The sequence below is a fragment of the Prevotellamassilia timonensis genome, from assembly GCF_021531665.1.
Lineage (GTDB): Bacteria > Bacteroidota > Bacteroidia > Bacteroidales > Bacteroidaceae > Alloprevotella.
The window spans coordinates 22,226-38,894 of sequence record NZ_JADYUH010000017.1 but is presented as its reverse complement, the minus strand read 5'-3'; the positions used below and the strand labels follow the sequence as shown (position 1 = coordinate 38,894).

Below are 16,669 nucleotides of genomic sequence, written 5' to 3'. Positions count from 1 at the left end.
ATGGCTTTTTTTGCCTGCAAAGTACGAAAGCGCGAAGAATTTGAACAAGACGGTTGATTTCGGATGGTTACAATCGCAGAAAAGGTGGGCATGAGTGAATGCTGAAAAAACAGACTCCGCAACTCACCATGAGTGGGCTGCGGAGTCTGTCAAATGTGGTAAAAATCGCGACCTCGGTCGTGCAACGTTTCAACTGCCGACAGTCAGTTCTTTGACTGCGTCCGGTTGGCGTTGCGGTTTGTGCATCAGTTTTTGGCTGCCTCGAAAGCCTTCAGGATGCGGGCGGCAGTGTCCGCCATGACTTCCGGGGCGAGTTCCAGTTTGGGTTTTCTGAAGTCCATGTCACCCTCTGTCTTGAGGGGGACGAGATGAATGTGTGCATGGTTCACTTCCAGTCCCAAAACAGCCATGCCCACTTTTCGGCAGGGAAAGGCGGTTTTGATGGCGGCAGCAACCTGCTTGGCAAAAACAACCATGCGGCTCAGTTCATCGTCGGCAAGGTCAAACAAATAGTCCACCTCGCGCTTGGGAACTACCAAGGTGTGACCCTGAGCCACGGGACTGATGTCGAGAAAGGCATAGAACTCGTCGTTCTCGGCGCATTTGTAGGAGGGAATTTCTCCTGCAACGATTTTTGAAAAGATGGTCATGATGTAAATCTTTTTAGGTGCGTTCCTGTGTAGAAGTCCTATAAGGGGTGTTCTATAAATTACGGGATAAGGAACGTTCAAAAGAAAGTGCTTACGTTTTGGCCGCTTTTCGTTTCTTAGCGCGCCCTTTTGTAAGTTTCGTCAGTCACATAGCCCACTATGCTCCTTCCTCAACTGACAAAAGTTCATCTCTAAGAAATCAAAAATCAACTCAACCTAATTTTTAGAACACCCCTATAAGGTGTTCGACGCACGTCGTGCGGCGAGCATGAGTGTTTCAAGCGAGCACGTTCCTCAGTCCGTGGGCTTCAGCATCCCGGCGTTCTCAGGCAGAGACGGAGATGCTGAGGATTTCGAGTTGGATGGTGCCTTGTGGAATCTTCACGTCCACGATGTCGCCGACTTTCTTTCCGAGCAGTCCTTGTGCGATGGGCGTGGTGGAGGAAATCTTTCCTTCGCGCAGGTTGGCTTCGCTTTCGCTGACGATGGTGTATTTCATGACCATGCCGTTCTTGACGTTTTTCATCTCGACGGTGGAGAGAATCTGCACGACGTCGCTGCGCAGTTTGGACGCATCGATGATTTTAGCGTCGGCGATGGTAGCCTTGAGGTTGTTAATCTTGATTTCGAGCATGGCTTGTGCCTCTTTGGCAGCGTCATACTCTGAGTTTTCAGACAAATCTCCCTTGTCTCGTGCCTCGGCGATGGCGGCGGAGGCAGCGGGACGGTCGATTGTTTCCATTTTTCTGAGTTGGGCCACCATTTTGTCGTAGCCCTCTTGGGTCATATATGCCATGATAAAGATAAAAATGAACCGCTGTCTGCCGCCAGGTTGTCGTTCTTGAGGAACGCGGAAACCTGTGAGGTCAGTGCCGGGCAAGAACCTCTTTGCGGTCGTCAACAGCGTTGTGACAGGAATAAATTATGGGGTGTTTGATAAATTACGGGATAAGGAACGTTCAAAAAAAGTGCTTACGTTTTCAACCTAATTTTTAGAACACCCCTTATGTATTCGGATTTGGATGTTCAGTCATCAATGTTTCACTGCGTAGCTTCCGCTGAAGCGTTTTTGAGGAGTCATTTTCTCGCAGTGGCGTTGTTTTTTTTCATCGGCGGGGCGGCATGCCCTTTGAGCGTCAGACTAAAAAAACCGAAAGAACTCCTGCATGAAACTCATGCCAAGGAATCCTTTCCTTCACTTTAATAACTTTTACCGCTGCAAAGGTAGGGCATTCTTTTGGATTGGGCAAATCTTTGAAGGTTTAGTGTGGAATAAAACCCCTTTTGAGCGCTGCGGAGGTGCAAAAGTCGGGAGTTTGTGGGAATTTTTTCGTAATTTTGCCCGTTCCATGATGCTTTGTCTGTTTTTTCGCTTTGACAAAAGAGGCAAAGGTTTTGTATATCGCTTTTGACATGAGCACATCGGATCAACACACCTTCCTTCTGCACAAGACTGTAGATGAACTCGCCGACACGAAACAAATGCCGGGTCTCTATCATCCGCACCGCCACGGCGACCCCTTGCCCTCCACCGTTGCGCTTGAGGAAATCATTGCCCTCGGACGCGCTGTCCTCTTCCCCGGATTCTATGGTCGTTCTTCCTTGCACGCCACCACGATTAAGTATCACATCGGCGTCGAAATCGAACAACTCTTCACCCTGCTCTCCGGACAAATCCAAGCCGGACTCTGTTTTGAGAGTGCTTCTTCCGACCAAGAAGGCTGCTGCGACTGTCGCCGCCGCGCCGAAGAGTTGGCAGTGGCGCTGATTGGGCGACTGCCCGAGGTGAGGCGCATCCTCGCCACTGACGTCGAAGCCGCCTATCTCGGAGACCCCGCCGCGCAGAACTATGGCGAAGTCATCAGTTGTTATCCCGTCATTCGGGCACTCACCTGCTACCGTCTGGCTCACGAACTCCACAAACTCGGCGTTCCACTCATTCCAAGAATCATCACGGAACTCGCCCACAGCGAAACCGGCATAGACATCCACCCCGGCGCAGAAATTGGAAGTTACTTCACCATTGACCACGGCACAGGCACGGTCATCGGAGAGACCTGCATCATCGGCAGTCACGTCAAACTCTACCAAGGCGTGACCCTCGGCGCAAAGAGTTTTCCGCTCGACGAAGAAGGCAATCCCATCAAAGACATTCCCCGCCATCCCATCCTCTGTGATGACGTGGTCGTCTATTCCAACGCCACGATTCTTGGTCGCGTGAAAATTGGTCGCGGCGCTACCATCGGTGCCAACGTCTGGGTCACTCACGACGTGGAAGCAGGCGCCACGCTGAAAGTGTAGTTCCGCTTCATAACGCCATAATTTTTCTAAGAATCCCCATTAGTCACTCCATAAAATCCCTCTGCTTCTCATGCAAGAATTTGAGATTATTGCTAAAACCTTCAAAGGTTTGGAAGAGGTGCTCGCTCAAGAACTGACCGAGTTGGGCGCCAACAATGTGCAGTTAGGTCATCGCATGGTTTCCTTCACCGGCGACAAGCGAATGCTCTACCGTGCCAACTTCTGTCTTCGAACTGCCGTCAGAATTCTGAAACCCATCGCTCATTTTCAAGCAAAGAATGCAGATGAGGTCTATGATGCCGTCAGAAAGGTGCGCTGGGATGAATTCATTGATTTGAACACCACCTTCGTCGTGGACTCCGTCGTCAATTCCGAAGAGTTCCGCCACTCGAAGTTCGTGGCATATAAAGTCAAAGATGCCATCGTCGATTTCTTCCGAGAAACCACCGGCGAACGCCCCACCATTCGCATCACCAACCCCGACGTGCGTCTCAACATCCACATCTCCGACACCGAATGCACACTCTCCCTTGACTCCTCCGGCGAAAGTCTGCACCACAGAGGCTACAGAGTGCGCACCGTCGAAGCACCCATCAACGAAGTGCTTGCGGCGGGACTCATCAAGATGACAGGATGGAACGGAGAAAGCGATTTCATTGACCCCTTCTGCGGTTCCGGTACCTTCCTCGTTGAAGCCGCCCTCATTGCCCGCAACATCGCACCGGGCGTGTTCCGTAAAGAATATGCCTTTGAGAAGTGGAAAGATTTCGACGCTGACATGCTGGATGAGATATATAACGACGACTCGGCAGAGCGTCCGTTTGAGCACATGGTTTACGGCTACGACCTCAACCAGTCCGCCGTCGATGCTGCCCTCGCCAATGCTAAGAGTGCCGGAGTCGCTGACATCGTTCGTGTGGAGCGCAGAGACTTCCGCGAGTTCACGCGTCCCGAGTCGCCCGCTCTCATGGTGACCAACCCGCCCTACGGCGAACGTCTCACACCGCCCGACCTCTTGCAACTCTATCATGAGGTGGGCAGTCGCTTGAAACACGAGTTCGTGGGCAATGACGCCTGGATTATCTGCAGCCGTCAGGAACTCTTTGAGTGTCTCGGACTGCGCCACAGTTTCAAAGTGGAAGTTTTCAACGGAAAGATTGACTGCGACTTCCGCAAGTTCCAACTCTTTGAGGGACGCTTGGGCAAGTTCCGCGCACAAGGCGGAACGGTCAAGACGGACGAAGAACGACGCCTCATGAGCGACCAGCGACGCTTCCACCACGACCGTGAAGACTTCAAACGCCGCTTTGAGGATGAAAACCACGAAAACGAAAGTTTTGAGGACGACGAAGACTTGGATCACGACTACCGACTCCTGCGCCGCCGTCACCGTGACTTTGAGAAGCGCCGCACGTCCCGTCCCGCCACTGCGTCCCGCTCGGAACACAAAGGAGGCGACTTCAAACGCGATGGCAAGCGAGACTTCAAACGCGATGGGAAACAAGGCGGCAAGAAACCCTTCGGCAAAAAGCCTTCCGGCAAGAAACCCTTCGGAAAGTCCGGACATAAGAAAGACTGAAACCGCCTTTCACGGCAAACATAAAAGCACAAAGCATTTTTTTAGCATGAAAAAAAGAATAGTCTGGAGTCTGTTGCTCCTTCTTCTCATGACACCTGTCACTGCACAAAACAAAAAGAGCTTTACGCTCGATGACCTCATGTGGGGCGGTTCAAACTACTGGAACCTGCAGCCCAAAAGTTATTCCGCCGCCTTCTGGGGCGACAAACTCGTCAAACTTTCCGTCGATGACGCCGCACTGGCATTCAACGAAAAAGGAAAAGACGCCGGAATGAAGCGACTCTTCACCGTGGAAGACGTCAATGCCGCCCTCGACACCGCTCGGGTTGGCAAGGTATATAACATCCTCTACGCTTCCTTCCCCTATGCCGACCGCACCGAGGTGTTGCTCTCCACTTCCAAACAGCGCTTCCTCTATGACTGGGCAACGCGCAAAGTGGTTTGGCAGCAACCCGTCACCGCCGGTACGCAGCATTCCGAGTTCTGCGCCGCCTCCAAGAGCGAAGCCTACGTCAAGGACTGGAATCTCTTCGTGCGCACCGCCGACGGTAAAGCGCACCAAGTCAGCAAGGACGGAACACGACAGTTGCAGTATGGCATGAGCGTCCACCGCAACGAGTTCGGCATCGAGAAAGGAACGTTCTTCAGTCCGTCGGGCAAACTCCTCGCCTTCTACCGTATGGACCAATCCATGGTGACCGACTTCCCGCTTATCGACATCAGCCCCCGCGTTGCCCAACTCGCCCCCGAAGCCTATCCCATGGCGGGCATGACCAGCCACAAAGTGCAGGTGGGCATCTATAATCCTGAAACAGAAACCACCGTATATCTTCAAACCGGAGACCCGACTGACCGCTACTTCACCAACATCGCTTGGTCACCCGACGAGAAGACCGTCTATGTCATCGAACTGCCTCGCACGCAGGACAAGGCAGAACTCGTTGCCTACGATGCTGCCACCGGACGCCGCGGCGCAGTGCTCTACACCGAGACCAATCCGAAATATGTCGAACCGATGCACCCCATCGTCTTCCTGCCTTGGGATGCCGATAAGTTCATCTACCAAACTCGCCGTGACGGCTACAATCACCTCTACCTCATGTCCGTCTCCGGCGGCGAACCGAAACAACTGACCAAAGGAGAGTTTGAGGTGCTCCAGTTCCTCGGCTTCCACGCCGCCTCCAAGTCCGTCATCATCAAAAGCAACGAGGCTTCTCCCATTCGCCACAACCTCTACGCCGTCAATCTCAAGACGCTGAAGCGCACGCTCCTCGACAACGGTCGCGGCACTCACCGTGCCACGCTCAGCGCCGGCGGAGCCTGGCTCTTGGACCGTTGGAGTGCCCCCGACACCTTCCGCCAGACGGAACTCGTCAGCACCGGTGGCGCAAAACCCGTCGTGCTCCAAACCGACGGAACGCCCTGGAAGGACTATGAAGTGCCCGAAATCAGTGGTGGAACGCTAAAGGCTGCTGACGGAAAGACAGACCTCTACTACCGTCTCGTCAAACCCGTCGGCTTCGACCCCGCCAAGAAATATCCCGCCGTCGTCTATGTCTATGGCGGTCCCCACGCCCACAACGTCGATGAATCCTGGAACTATCTCATGCGTCCTTGGGAAGCCTACATGGCACAGAAGGGTTATGTCGTTTTTGTTGTGGACAACCGAGGCTCCGAGAACCGCGGCTTTGAGTTTGAAAGCGTCACCTTCCGTCACCTCGGCGAAGTCGAGATGGAAGATCAAATGAAGGGCGTTGAGTTCCTGACCTCTCTTCCCTATGTAGATAAGGACCGCCTCGGCGTGCACGGCTGGTCGTTCGGCGGTTTCATGACCACGAACCTGATGTGCTCCCATCCTGACGTCTTCAAAGTCGGCGTCGCAGGGGGACCCGTCATTGATTGGAAATACTATGAGGTGATGTATGGTGAACGCTACATGGACACGCCGCAGGAGAATCCCGAGGGCTACGAACGCTGCTCGCTGCTGAACAAGGCGAAGAACCTGAAGGGACGTCTGCAAATCATCGTCGGTCTGAACGATGGCACCTGCGTGCTCCAACACTCCCTCGCCTTCCTCAGAGCCTGTGAAGATGCCGGCACGCAGCCCGACTACTTCGTCTATCCCGGACAGGAGCACAACATGATGGGAAGCGACATGGTGCACCTCCACGAACGCATCACCCGATACTTTGAAGACTATCTGAAATAAGAGACTCCGAATAGACTCAACACAACCAACCCATGTTCCAAAAAGAAAACCGAGCTAACACCGCCCACGGCATTTTGCTCATTGCCTTGTTCTCGTTTGCCGCGTTCTATATCTCTGAAATACCCTTCGTTCGCAGCCTTTCGCTCAGCCCCCTCATCGTCGGCATCATTTTGGGCATGCTCTATGCCAACAGCCTGCGCAACCGCCTGCCCGAAACCTGGGTGCCCGGCATCAAGTTCTGCACGAAACAGATTCTGCGCACAGGCATCGTGCTCTACGGATTCCGTCTCACCCTCGCCCAAGTCGCCGAGGTCGGACTGCCCGCCATTGTCTTTGACAGCATCATCGTGGGCGGAACGATTTTCTTGGGCATCGTGCTTGGACGCTGGCTCAAGATGGACAGCGACACGGCGTTGATGACCTCCACCGGTAGCGCCATCTGCGGCGCCGCAGCCGTGCTCGGCGCAGAACCCGTGGTGCGCTGCGAAGGCCACAAAACCGCCATCGCCGTCAGCACCGTCGTCATCTTCGGCACGATTGCCATGTTCCTCTATCCCTCCCTCTACCGCGCAGGGCTTTTCAACATGAGTGACGCACAAGTGGCAATCTACACCGGAGGCACGCTTCACGAGGTGGCACACGTCGCCGGCGCAGGCAACGCCATGGACCCCACGGACTCCCTCGGCATCGCCGGCACGGCAACCATCACCAAAATGATTCGCGTCATGCTCCTCGCACCTGTCCTGCTCATCATGGGCATCGTGCTGGATCGTCTGCGCAACCGCCAAAGCGGTGAAAGCGGCGGAAAACGCAAAATCACGATTCCTTGGTTCGCCTTCTGGTTCATCGTTGTCATCGGCATCAACACGCTGTTGCAAACGCTGACCGGTGCAGCCACCGTGAAGGACATACCGTTGAACGGCGCGATTGAATATGCCGACACTTTCATGCTCACCATGGCAATGACCGCGCTCGGCGCCGAAACCAGCATCGACAAATTCAAAAAAGCGGGTGCCAAACCCTTTGTGCTCGCTGCCCTCCTCTTCGTCTGGCTCTTCGGCGGAGGCTGGCTGCTGGCGAAATATCTGCTCCCGCTGCTGGGCTGCTGAACCCTACACCTTATAATATAGCAACTCCTATAAACAGAGAGCACACTCCTTATTATATATATACGACACAGAAATGATTGACGCATTCATTCTCATTCTCATGGCGTGGGCTGCCTTCAGCGGTTGGCGCGCCGGATTCCTGAAAGAAATTGTTTCGACGGTCGGCATCCTCGTCGGTTTGTTCATTGCCGCCACCTGCTACTCCTTCCTCGGAGAATATCTTGCCGTCAGTGGCAGCGAGAGCAACATGATGACTAGCATCGTGGCGTTCTTCCTGCTTTGGATTATTGTTCCCATTGCGCTCGGCCTCGTCGCCAACATGCTCACCAAAGCCCTGAAAGGCATGGAACTCGGCATCCCCAACAGCATCCTTGGCATGCTCATCAGTGTGGCAAAGTTCCTGCTCCTCCTCAGTTGTGTCTTCAACGCCATGGATGCGCTTGGCATCATGAACGAAGAACGCACGAAAAACTCTCTCCTCTATCGTCCCGTCGCCGCCATCGTCTCGTCCTTCGTGCCCGAGGCTGTCGGAGAGGTGCTTCAAGAGGATAGCGACGCGGAGAAGAATGACACGGTTTGGGTCGATATGACCGAACGCCCCGCTAAGCCCTAATCACAGAAGGGATGTTCTATCAATCAGGTTGAGTTGATTTTGATTTAAAAAAACATGGCAGACAACGAAACAGCGAGATTTTTTGCCGAGAAGAAATATGAATACGGCTTCACGACCGACGTTCACACCGAAATCATTGAGAAAGGTCTGAACGAGGACGTCATTCGCCTCATTTCCTCCAAAAAGGGAGAACCGGAATGGCTTTTGGACTTTCGCCTCAAAGCCTATCGTCACTGGCTGACGCTCGAAGCGCCGACGTGGGGACACGTGAATCTCCCTCCCATAGACTATCAGGCGATTTCCTACTACGCCGACCCGACGAAGAAGCAGCGTGACGAGGGAAAGAAGGAGATAGACCCGGAACTGATGAAGACTTTTGACAAACTCGGCATCCCTCTTGAAGAACGCATGCAACTCGCCGGCGTGGCGGTCGATGCCGTCATGGACTCCGTCAGCGTGAAGACCACTTTCAAAGAGAAACTGCAAGAGAAAGGCATCATCTTCTCCTCCATCAGCGAAGCCGTGCGCGAGAATCCGGAACTTGTTCGGAAATATCTCGGCACCGTCGTGCCGCCTGCCGACAACTTCTTCGCTGCCCTCAACTCCGCCGTCTTCTCCGACGGAAGTTTTGTTTATATTCCCAAAGGCGTGCGCTGCCCCATGGAACTCTCCACCTACTTCCGCATCAACGCTCGCAACACGGGACAGTTTGAACGCACGCTCATCGTCTGCGACGACGGAGGCTATGTCAGTTACCTCGAAGGTTGCACTGCCCCGATGCGCGACGAGAACCAACTCCACGCCGCCATCGTTGAAATCATCGTGAACGAAGACGCCGAGGTGAAATACTCCACCGTCCAGAACTGGTATCCCGGCGACAAAGATGGAAAGGGTGGAGTCTATAACCTCGTCACCAAACGAGGGCAACTGCGTGGTCGCAATGCCCGTTTGTCTTGGACGCAGGTGGAAACCGGAAGTGCCATCACTTGGAAATATCCGTCTTGCGTCCTCATGGGCGACAATTCACAGGCGGAGTTCTACAGCGTCGCCGTCACCAACAACCACCAGGAAGCAGACACCGGCACCAAGATGCTCCACCTCGGACGCAACACCCGCAGCACGATTATCTCAAAAGGCATCTCCGCTGGTCACAGTCAGAACTCCTATCGCGGACTTGTCAAAGTCGGTCCCAAGGCGGAGGGCGCGAGAAACTATTCCTCCTGCGACTCACTGCTGTTGGGCAGTCACTGCGGCGCTCACACTTTCCCCTACATCGACGTGGCAAATGACAACGCCACCGTGGAACATGAAGCCACGACTTCCAAGATTTCCGAAGACCAGTTGCTCTATTGCAACCAGCGTGGCATCCCGACCGAAGACGCTGTCGGTCTGATTGTCGGAGGCTATGCCCGCGAAGTCATCAACAAACTGCCCATGGAGTTTGCCGTGGAAGCACAGAAACTCCTCAGCGTGTCGCTGGAAGGCAGCGTGGGCTGAGAACGAGGCTTCTCTCTCAAAATGCGTGCAGGAGGCTGTATCAAAATTGGTGCAGCCTCTTTGTTTTATAATATATTGAAAACCAAAAAATAAAGCCCTGACTTTCACAAGTTGGGGCTTTGTTATATCACAATAATTCTGAACTTTCAAGATAGAAGTTCAATGAGGCGATGCTCCTATCCCTTCCCTTTGTTGATGAGCAGGATGCCGGCGGTGGCGAGCGCCACGGCGACAACGTATTCCGGACGGAAGGGTTCGTGAAGGAAAATGCAGGAGGTGAGGGCGCCCGTCACGGGGATGAGGGAATTGTAGATGGCGATTTTGCCAACAGGATTGACGAGCAGCAACTGATTGTAGAGCACAAATGAGATGGTGGAAATGGCAATCAATGCCAGCAGTACCCAAACGCCGGAGGGAGTGATGCTCGGCAGCGTGCCACTGCCCCAGGATGCGGGAAGGAGCAACAGGAAACCTCCGAGTGAAAGGCTGATGCCCGTGCCGACAAAGACATCGACCATGCGACAAAGGCGCCGTGTCATGAGGGACGCCAAGGCTGAACACACGGCGTTCAGAATGATGAAACCATCGCCGAGCAAGGTGAAGTGCCCGCTGTCCGCGTTTCCGGCGTGGAGTGCAAAGATGCCTGCGATGCCGACCGCGCAACCGGCAACCTTGTGGCGTTGCATGCGGTCGCTTTTGAAGAAGACGCAGGCGAAAATGACCACGAGAAAGACGCTCAGCGAGTTGAGAATGGCAGCGCGGGCTCCTTCGCTGTGGGAGAGTCCGAAATAGAAGAATGCATAGTGGAGCGTCGTGTTGAGTAGTGAAAAGACCACGATGAAGGGAATGGAGGAAACGCTCTTCACCTTGAAACTGCGCTTCAGACACACCGCAGCCACCAGGATGATGAGACCGGAGAAGAAGAAGCGGATGCCGGCGAAGACCATCTTGCTTCCGGTCATGTCGGGCGTGATGCAGAACTCTGTCATGCCGATTTTGATGAGCGGATAGGCAAATCCCCAAAGGATGGCGGCACCGAGGGCGAGGCATCCTGCCCAGACGGGATGAGAGAATATGCGTCCCGGTTGGGACACGGTCGTTTGTGGTTTCTTCATTTTGTTCATCGTGAGAAAAATGAAAGCAGTGCTTCGAACGTTTTCATGGAAAGAGCAGGAAACAAGGACTTGCGCCGCTTGTTTCCTGCTGCAATTTGAGTTTTATGCTTCTATTTGAGCATTATCGGAAGGGAGGTTTATTTCACGACGAACTTGCGTCCGTTGCAGATGTAAACGCCTTTCGTGAGTTGTTTCGTGCTGCGTCCGACGTAGCGTCCGCTGAGGTTGTAGATTTTTCCGTCCTTCACGTCGTTGAGAATGGCGTCGCGGATGCCGGTGAGTTGTTTGGCGAGTTCAGCGTCGGCTGCGACATTGGGGTTGGGGAGGAACTTCCAGCAAGCACCGCTGTCGTTGCTTCTCCAGATTCCGATGGGGGAGGCGGACTGTTGCGGCGCGGCGCAGAGATAGTCCAGTTCGTGTCCGGTGGCGGTCAGAGCGAAGGTGGCGTTGCCGAGGTCCTCGACGGTGAGTGCCACGGGGGTGTCGCTGAAGACGCAGGGAGAGGTGTGGTCCACATAGCCCGGCGTGGTGAGATACTTGGCGAAGCCCATGTTATAGACATAGAACTTGCCCTCAATGGGAAGCACCATCCAAGAGGCGGCGGGAGAGGCGATATCAACTGCTTCACCGTAGTTCTCCTGTGCCAACACGTGGTCTGCATCGCCCACCATGCCTGCAGTCCAGACATAACCCTGCTCGCCGGCGTGCTCAGCGTGGTAGGTGAGATAAGCGGTGAAGGTGGGGTTGTAGATGAGATAGGTGGTTTCCATGCTAATCTCGTCTAAGGAGGCAACTGCTTCGCCGGGTTGTTCGGGGTCGGGTTCGAGAGACGGGTCAATCAAACCTAACACGTCGAGGTCGGCAGCGATGTTGGTGTTCTCCATGATTTGCCAGGAAGCACCGGTGTCGTTGGTGTCCCAAACGCTGAGCGGGAAAGCCAACTGAGGAGCGGCGCAGAGGAAGCCCTTGGAATCCTCGGTGCTGTTGAAGGCGAAGCGACCGTCGCCCAATTCCGTGATGGAGAGTCCTCTCGGCGTCTCGTTGAATTGGCAGATGGCGGGCGTCGGTTCGTGCTCGGGAGTGACGAGGAACTTCTTGGCACCCATGTTGTAGAGGTAATATTTGCCATTGAACGCCACAATCATCCAGGCAGAGCCGTCGGACGTCGGGTCGAGCGGGGTGGAGTAGCTGGTGTCAATCACCTTGTGGCTGTCATCGCCGTCGCACATTCCGGCAGTCCACACGTTGATGGGAGACTGCTCGGCGTTGTAGATGGCGTAGGCAGTGTACCCCGGGTTGTAGAGAACGTAGGTCTTCCGGTTGGTGATTTGGCTAAGCGAGGTGATGGGCTCTCCAAGACCTTGTACGGAGGGGTCGGGATCGGGATCCGGTTCGGGGTCGGGATCGGGATCCGGGTCGGGATCTACTCCGCCGGCTGCAAAGCGCACGGTGTAGTCGGTCTTGCTTTCCGCATTGGCGCTGAAGTCGTTGCCTTTGACGGTGATGGTGAGCACACCGGTGGCTGCGTCATAACTCTTTTCGGCGGTGGCGCCCACACCCTTGATTTCGTAGGTGAGTTGAGCAGGGTCGTAGGTCAGGTCGCCCATGCTGACGCCTTCTGCGCTCGCTGCTTTTTCAAGGTTGAGGCTTTGACCGAAGAATTTCAGCGAAGCGAGTTCGTGGTAGTAAACGAGTTCCACGTCATCGATGGTGAGCGAATTGCCGTTGACGACGTTCGTGTTAAAGTAGTCGTTAGCAGCGAAGATGACGTTGATTTTCTCGGGTGTGTCATCAGTTTCGTAGTTGAAAGGAATGGTCATCTCCGTCCATTCGGAAGTCACGTTGCTGATGTAGGTCTCAATCTTAGCGATGCGTGTTCCGGTCTGCGTCACCGCACCCCCCTGTGCCGTAGCCATGTCAAGGATGTTGCGGTCGCGGTCTTCCATGGTGCAGGTGGAGACGGAGGTGAGTCCGATGTTGCAGGGCACACTGGCTTGCAGATAAGTTCCCTTCCAAAGATAGGCAATCACGGAAGCGGGGCTGTCGGCATTGCTGGCGCTGCGCTGGTAGTAGAAGCGGATGGCATCGGGTTTGAAGTTGAAAGCCTTGCCGCCCCAGGTGCCGCCGTCGGCGTTGCCGCCGCTTGCACCTTTTGCCGTGCTCCAAGTGGTGCCGAGGGCAAGGTAGCCGGGCACAATCATGGATGTCATGTAGGAGTTCGGCGTGTTCGCCATTTTGACAGCAGCGGTGGAACCGTTGCGTCCTGCCACTTGAGAGACCACGGTGGTGTTGCCCTTCCAGCCGAGGAAGTTCATGCCAGCCACGTTGGCAGCGCACCAGCCTTGAGGCTGGGTTCCTTCGGCGTGACTGCCGCCGTTGGTCCACGGTGTGCAGGTCTCCCAAGCATCATCGAAGGAGCCGTTGATTTGCTGAGCCTGTGCGGTAAGTCCGCAGCAGAGTGCCAACAGAGAGAGTTTTTTCAAAAGTTTCATGTGGGATTCTTACTTGATGATTATTTCAAGATTTTCTTGCCGTTCACGACATAGACACCCTTGGGAGCGTTTGCCTTGAGCTCGTTGCCGAGGAAGCGACCGTCCAACGTATAGACGCCGTTGCGGGTGGTGCGGTTCACGCTCACTTCGCCGATGCCGGCGGTGGAGGCGGTGCTGATGAGACGCACGTAAATCGGGCTGACCGGCACATCGTTCATAATCCAGACGATGTCCACGTCAGCATAGAGTTTGCCGTTCTTCACGTAAGTGGTGGTACAGTTCAGTTTGGCGTCAGCCACGATGTCTGCAGCCGGCAGTTCCACGCGCTGTGCATCGTGCTCCACGAAAGTGTATTTTCCTTCAGCATCGCACTGCACTTTGATGTTCTTCAGCAACACGTCGCCCAACACTTCTCCATTCATTGAGAAGTTCTGGAGGAAGAAGTTGATGGTGCCGGCTTCGTCGCCTGGAAGGATTTGCACGGGCGTGCTGGGGATGGGTTCAAGGTCATCGGGTATGGGGTCCGGCATGGAAAGATAGAAGTCGCAAGTGTAGGTTCCGCAGATGGGTTTGGTGTCCACGACCTGAGCGTTTGCGGAGAATGTGGCAGTGAAGAGCACTGCGAGAGAGAGTAAAAATTTCTTCATACGGTTGAGGTATTAATGAGTGAATAATTTGCGGTTGAAGCGGCATTGCAGCCACGTTGGATTCTTAGAAGAGGTAGTGGAAGCCGAGTGTGCCGTAGATGGGGTAGAGGGCAAAGGTCACGCTTTGGAAGTCGGAGGGGAAGATGCCGTTCAAACCCCAAGTGAGGTCGAGGGAGACGCTGAGGTGTTTGTAGGCTTTGAACTCGCCGCCTGCCTGCACGCCCCATTGGAAGCGGCGGAGGTCGTCACTGAAATCGTAGGAAGCAGATTGCACTTCTGTTTTCGTGCCGGTCGGTTCCTGGTCACGGATGTAGCCGTCGTAGGCAGACCCTTTGAACGTGCCATTCACCATGTAGGAGAAGTAGGGTCCGGCTTTCACCATCCAGCGCTCGTTGAAGTTGTAGGTGGCGAGCACGGGGATGGTCAGATAGTTGTTGTTCACTTCTGTCTTGACCTTTCCGGTCCATGCTCCGCGCACGGTGCCGCTACCATCGTCGTTCACGGCTTCCATGTGATAGTTCTTCACGGTGGCGTCGGTCTTCATGCCCTTGCTTTCAAATCGGAGTCCGAGCATGAGTCCCCATTTCTTTTTCTCGCCAAACTGTTTGTGGGCAGCGCCCTGCACGGTGAAGCAGAGCCCCGGCTGATAACTTTCGATTTTGCGAATCTCCGCGGGCAGCGGCAGCGGAGAGGTGCCGCCGAGGTTGAAGCCTGCGCCGAGGCGCACGTGCCAGCCTTTGAGGGCGGCTTTCAACAGATTGTTGTCGGTGTCCTTCACTTCGTCGTTGGTGTGGGCTGCGACGCTGAGGGGAAGGAGCAGGAGGAGGGAAAGAATTATCTTTTTCATGTGAGAAGTTTCGGATTGAGAGGTGAGTCGGAGGAAGACGGTGGTTGTCGGTCGCTCCTATTTAAATATAAGTGAAGTACTGCTTATTCGTCGCCTTTCCAAACCACTTTGAGTTCATCCACGTAGAGCACCGAGCCGATGGCGCCGTTGAAGTAGGCTCCGTCGCGGGAGGAGGTGCAGACGATGGCGATGGCATATTTGTTCTCACGGAGCATTTCTTCGGAGATTGTTTTGTTTCCGACCGGCTTGAAGGGTTCGCTGAAGAAGGTCCATTCCTCGGGTTCGCCCGGTTCGTCGATGCGTGCCAAGAGCACGATGCGGTCGGAGGAGAGCACATCGTCGCCGTTGAGTGGGACGAACTTGTCGCTGCCTTCGGGATAGGCTTCATACACCACGGCGTAGATGTCCGCCATGTCGTGGAGTTCGGGATGCTCAACCTTGTTGATGTCAATGAAGGTCTCGCCGGCTTTATACTTATAGTAGCCTTCCAGTTTTACGGGCACTTCCGTCACGAGTTGCAAACCGAACTTGGTGGCACGTCGGGGATACATGGCGGCTTGTGAAGAGGCGAATTCACCGATGAAGATGTTGCCGGCGGCAAGAGGCATCTTCAAACGTTCTCCGAAAGAACCGGTGGCGCGAGTTTCCAGACGGATGCATTTGGATCCTGTGCCGTTTTCATTGGACACGCCGTGAGCATCGGGATTGGAGGGGTAGTCATCGGGAGCATTGCCCATTCCGGTGATGGCATAGCCGGCGTTACCCGTTGCCCAATAGTAGAGTTCTGTTCCCAACTCGTCGGCGTCCACTTCGTACCATTCGTAGTAGCGTCCTGTGGCGTCGAGTCTGAAGTTTTCAAAACTCAGTTTGGTGATAGATTTGCGGGGGGAGAAGGAAACTTCATAGTCCTTTTTCCAAAATCCGTCCTGCGAGTGAACGGTGTAGGTTTGCGGAGATGAGAAGTCACGGGTCACGCCGTTGGCAGGGATGTCCACTCCGTTTTCTTTCATGGTGATGGTGGCACCGGGGGTGAGTTCAAAGCGTGGGTTGAGCGCAGTGCGGTCAGAGCCGGGTTGAATGGTGAACGCCACGCGGGTGTTTTCCACTCGCGGATTACCGATGAGCAGACCGGGATGGGCATCCACCCAACTTTGTTCCACGTCAAGGATGTCGCATTCCGCGTTCAACGGTTCATCTTGGATGCACGACACGAGACATGGAAGACTTGCGAATGCCGCAAGGAGGAAAAAAGAGGATTTCTTCATGAATGAGAAAGGGAAATGTGAATGAAAGAGATTCTTTCGTGCAGTTATTTGTGTTTTTGCTCTGCAAAGTTACGATTTTTCAAATTATGCAAATTTAGTTTTTGGAAAGGTAAACCACTTTTCTACCGTTTTTTGTGGTATTACCGTTTTTTCTGCTTTCTCCTCTTTGCAATTTTCCGTTCTTTTTTCATCGCTCATTTTGTTCAAAATCCCCGTTTTCATCGGAGAAAAGCCATCATGCTCGGCATACGAGGCTTGATTTCTTCGCGAGCCGGAACGTTGCTCTCGAAAGAAATTTTGACTTTCAAAGCGCGGGAATGCCTCGCATCGGGTGGAGGAGCTGTG

Annotated in this window: 14 protein-coding genes; 7 read left to right on the top strand and 7 right to left on the bottom strand. The window is 54.3% G+C overall.

Translation table 11 applies throughout. From position 1 onward, the window contains the following. Positions 1–245 precede the first annotated feature (245 nt). Positions 246–653 carry an HIT family protein gene (locus I6E40_RS04725; protein WP_235385753.1) on the bottom strand — a complete coding sequence of 136 codons (408 nt, stop codon included), beginning with the start codon at positions 651–653 and terminating at the stop codon, positions 246–248. A gap of 322 nt (positions 654–975) precedes the next feature. Beyond that, positions 976–1,446: a transcription elongation factor GreA gene (greA, locus tag I6E40_RS04720; protein WP_235385751.1), complete on the bottom strand. Its 471-nt coding sequence runs from the start codon at positions 1,444–1,446 to the stop codon at positions 976–978. Positions 1,447–1,825: 379 nt separating this feature from the next. On the opposite strand from greA, the gene I6E40_RS04715 reads away from it, so the two are divergent. From I6E40_RS04715 to sufB, 7 genes are all read left to right on the top strand, one after another. After that, positions 1,826–2,062: a hypothetical protein gene (locus I6E40_RS04715; protein ID WP_235385750.1), complete on the top strand. Its 237-nt coding sequence runs from the start codon at positions 1,826–1,828 to the stop codon at positions 2,060–2,062. A gap of 1 nt (position 2,063) precedes the next feature. Further along, positions 2,064–2,951 (top strand): serine O-acetyltransferase, encoded by an 888-nt coding sequence (locus tag I6E40_RS04710; RefSeq protein WP_235385749.1) that lies wholly within the window; start codon positions 2,064–2,066, stop codon positions 2,949–2,951. 70 nt (positions 2,952–3,021) lie between these two features. Further along, positions 3,022–4,530: a class I SAM-dependent RNA methyltransferase gene (locus I6E40_RS04705; protein WP_235385748.1), complete on the top strand. Its 1,509-nt coding sequence runs from the start codon at positions 3,022–3,024 to the stop codon at positions 4,528–4,530. 46 nt (positions 4,531–4,576) lie between these two features. Further along, positions 4,577–6,739: a S9 family peptidase gene (locus tag I6E40_RS04700; RefSeq protein WP_235385747.1), complete on the top strand. Its 2,163-nt coding sequence runs from the start codon at positions 4,577–4,579 to the stop codon at positions 6,737–6,739. A 32-nt stretch (positions 6,740–6,771) separates the two neighbouring features. Next, on the top strand, positions 6,772–7,848 hold the full coding sequence (locus I6E40_RS04695; protein WP_235385746.1) for a YeiH family protein: 1,077 nt from the start codon (positions 6,772–6,774) through the stop codon (positions 7,846–7,848). Between the two features lie 73 nt (positions 7,849–7,921). Next, entirely contained in the window at positions 7,922–8,461 is a 540-nt protein-coding gene (locus I6E40_RS04690; protein WP_235385745.1) for a CvpA family protein, read from the top strand. Positions 8,462–8,515: 54 nt separating this feature from the next. After that, positions 8,516–9,958: a Fe-S cluster assembly protein SufB gene (sufB, locus tag I6E40_RS04685; RefSeq protein ID WP_235385744.1), complete on the top strand. Its 1,443-nt coding sequence runs from the start codon at positions 8,516–8,518 to the stop codon at positions 9,956–9,958. Between the two features lie 176 nt (positions 9,959–10,134). Here sufB and I6E40_RS04680 read toward each other — a convergent pair whose 3' ends face one another. From I6E40_RS04680 to I6E40_RS04660, 5 genes are all read right to left on the bottom strand, one after another. After that, complete coding sequence (locus I6E40_RS04680) at positions 10,135–11,073, bottom strand: DMT family transporter (protein WP_235385743.1); 939 nt, start codon at positions 11,071–11,073, stop codon at positions 10,135–10,137. Positions 11,074–11,210: 137 nt separating this feature from the next. After that, complete coding sequence (locus tag I6E40_RS04675; protein ID WP_235385742.1) at positions 11,211–13,565, bottom strand: PCMD domain-containing protein; 2,355 nt, start codon at positions 13,563–13,565, stop codon at positions 11,211–11,213. 20 nt (positions 13,566–13,585) lie between these two features. Further along, positions 13,586–14,212 (bottom strand): calycin-like domain-containing protein, encoded by a 627-nt coding sequence (locus I6E40_RS04670; protein ID WP_235385741.1) that lies wholly within the window; start codon positions 14,210–14,212, stop codon positions 13,586–13,588. Between the two features lie 64 nt (positions 14,213–14,276). Further along, the gene (locus I6E40_RS04665; RefSeq protein ID WP_235385740.1) at positions 14,277–15,059 is read right to left on the bottom strand and encodes a porin family protein; all 783 of its coding nucleotides are present in this window, start codon (positions 15,057–15,059) and stop codon (positions 14,277–14,279) included. An 83-nt stretch (positions 15,060–15,142) separates the two neighbouring features. Continuing rightward, positions 15,143–16,324 (bottom strand): PCMD domain-containing protein, encoded by a 1,182-nt coding sequence (locus I6E40_RS04660; RefSeq protein ID WP_235385739.1) that lies wholly within the window; start codon positions 16,322–16,324, stop codon positions 15,143–15,145. Positions 16,325–16,669 lie beyond the last annotated feature (345 nt).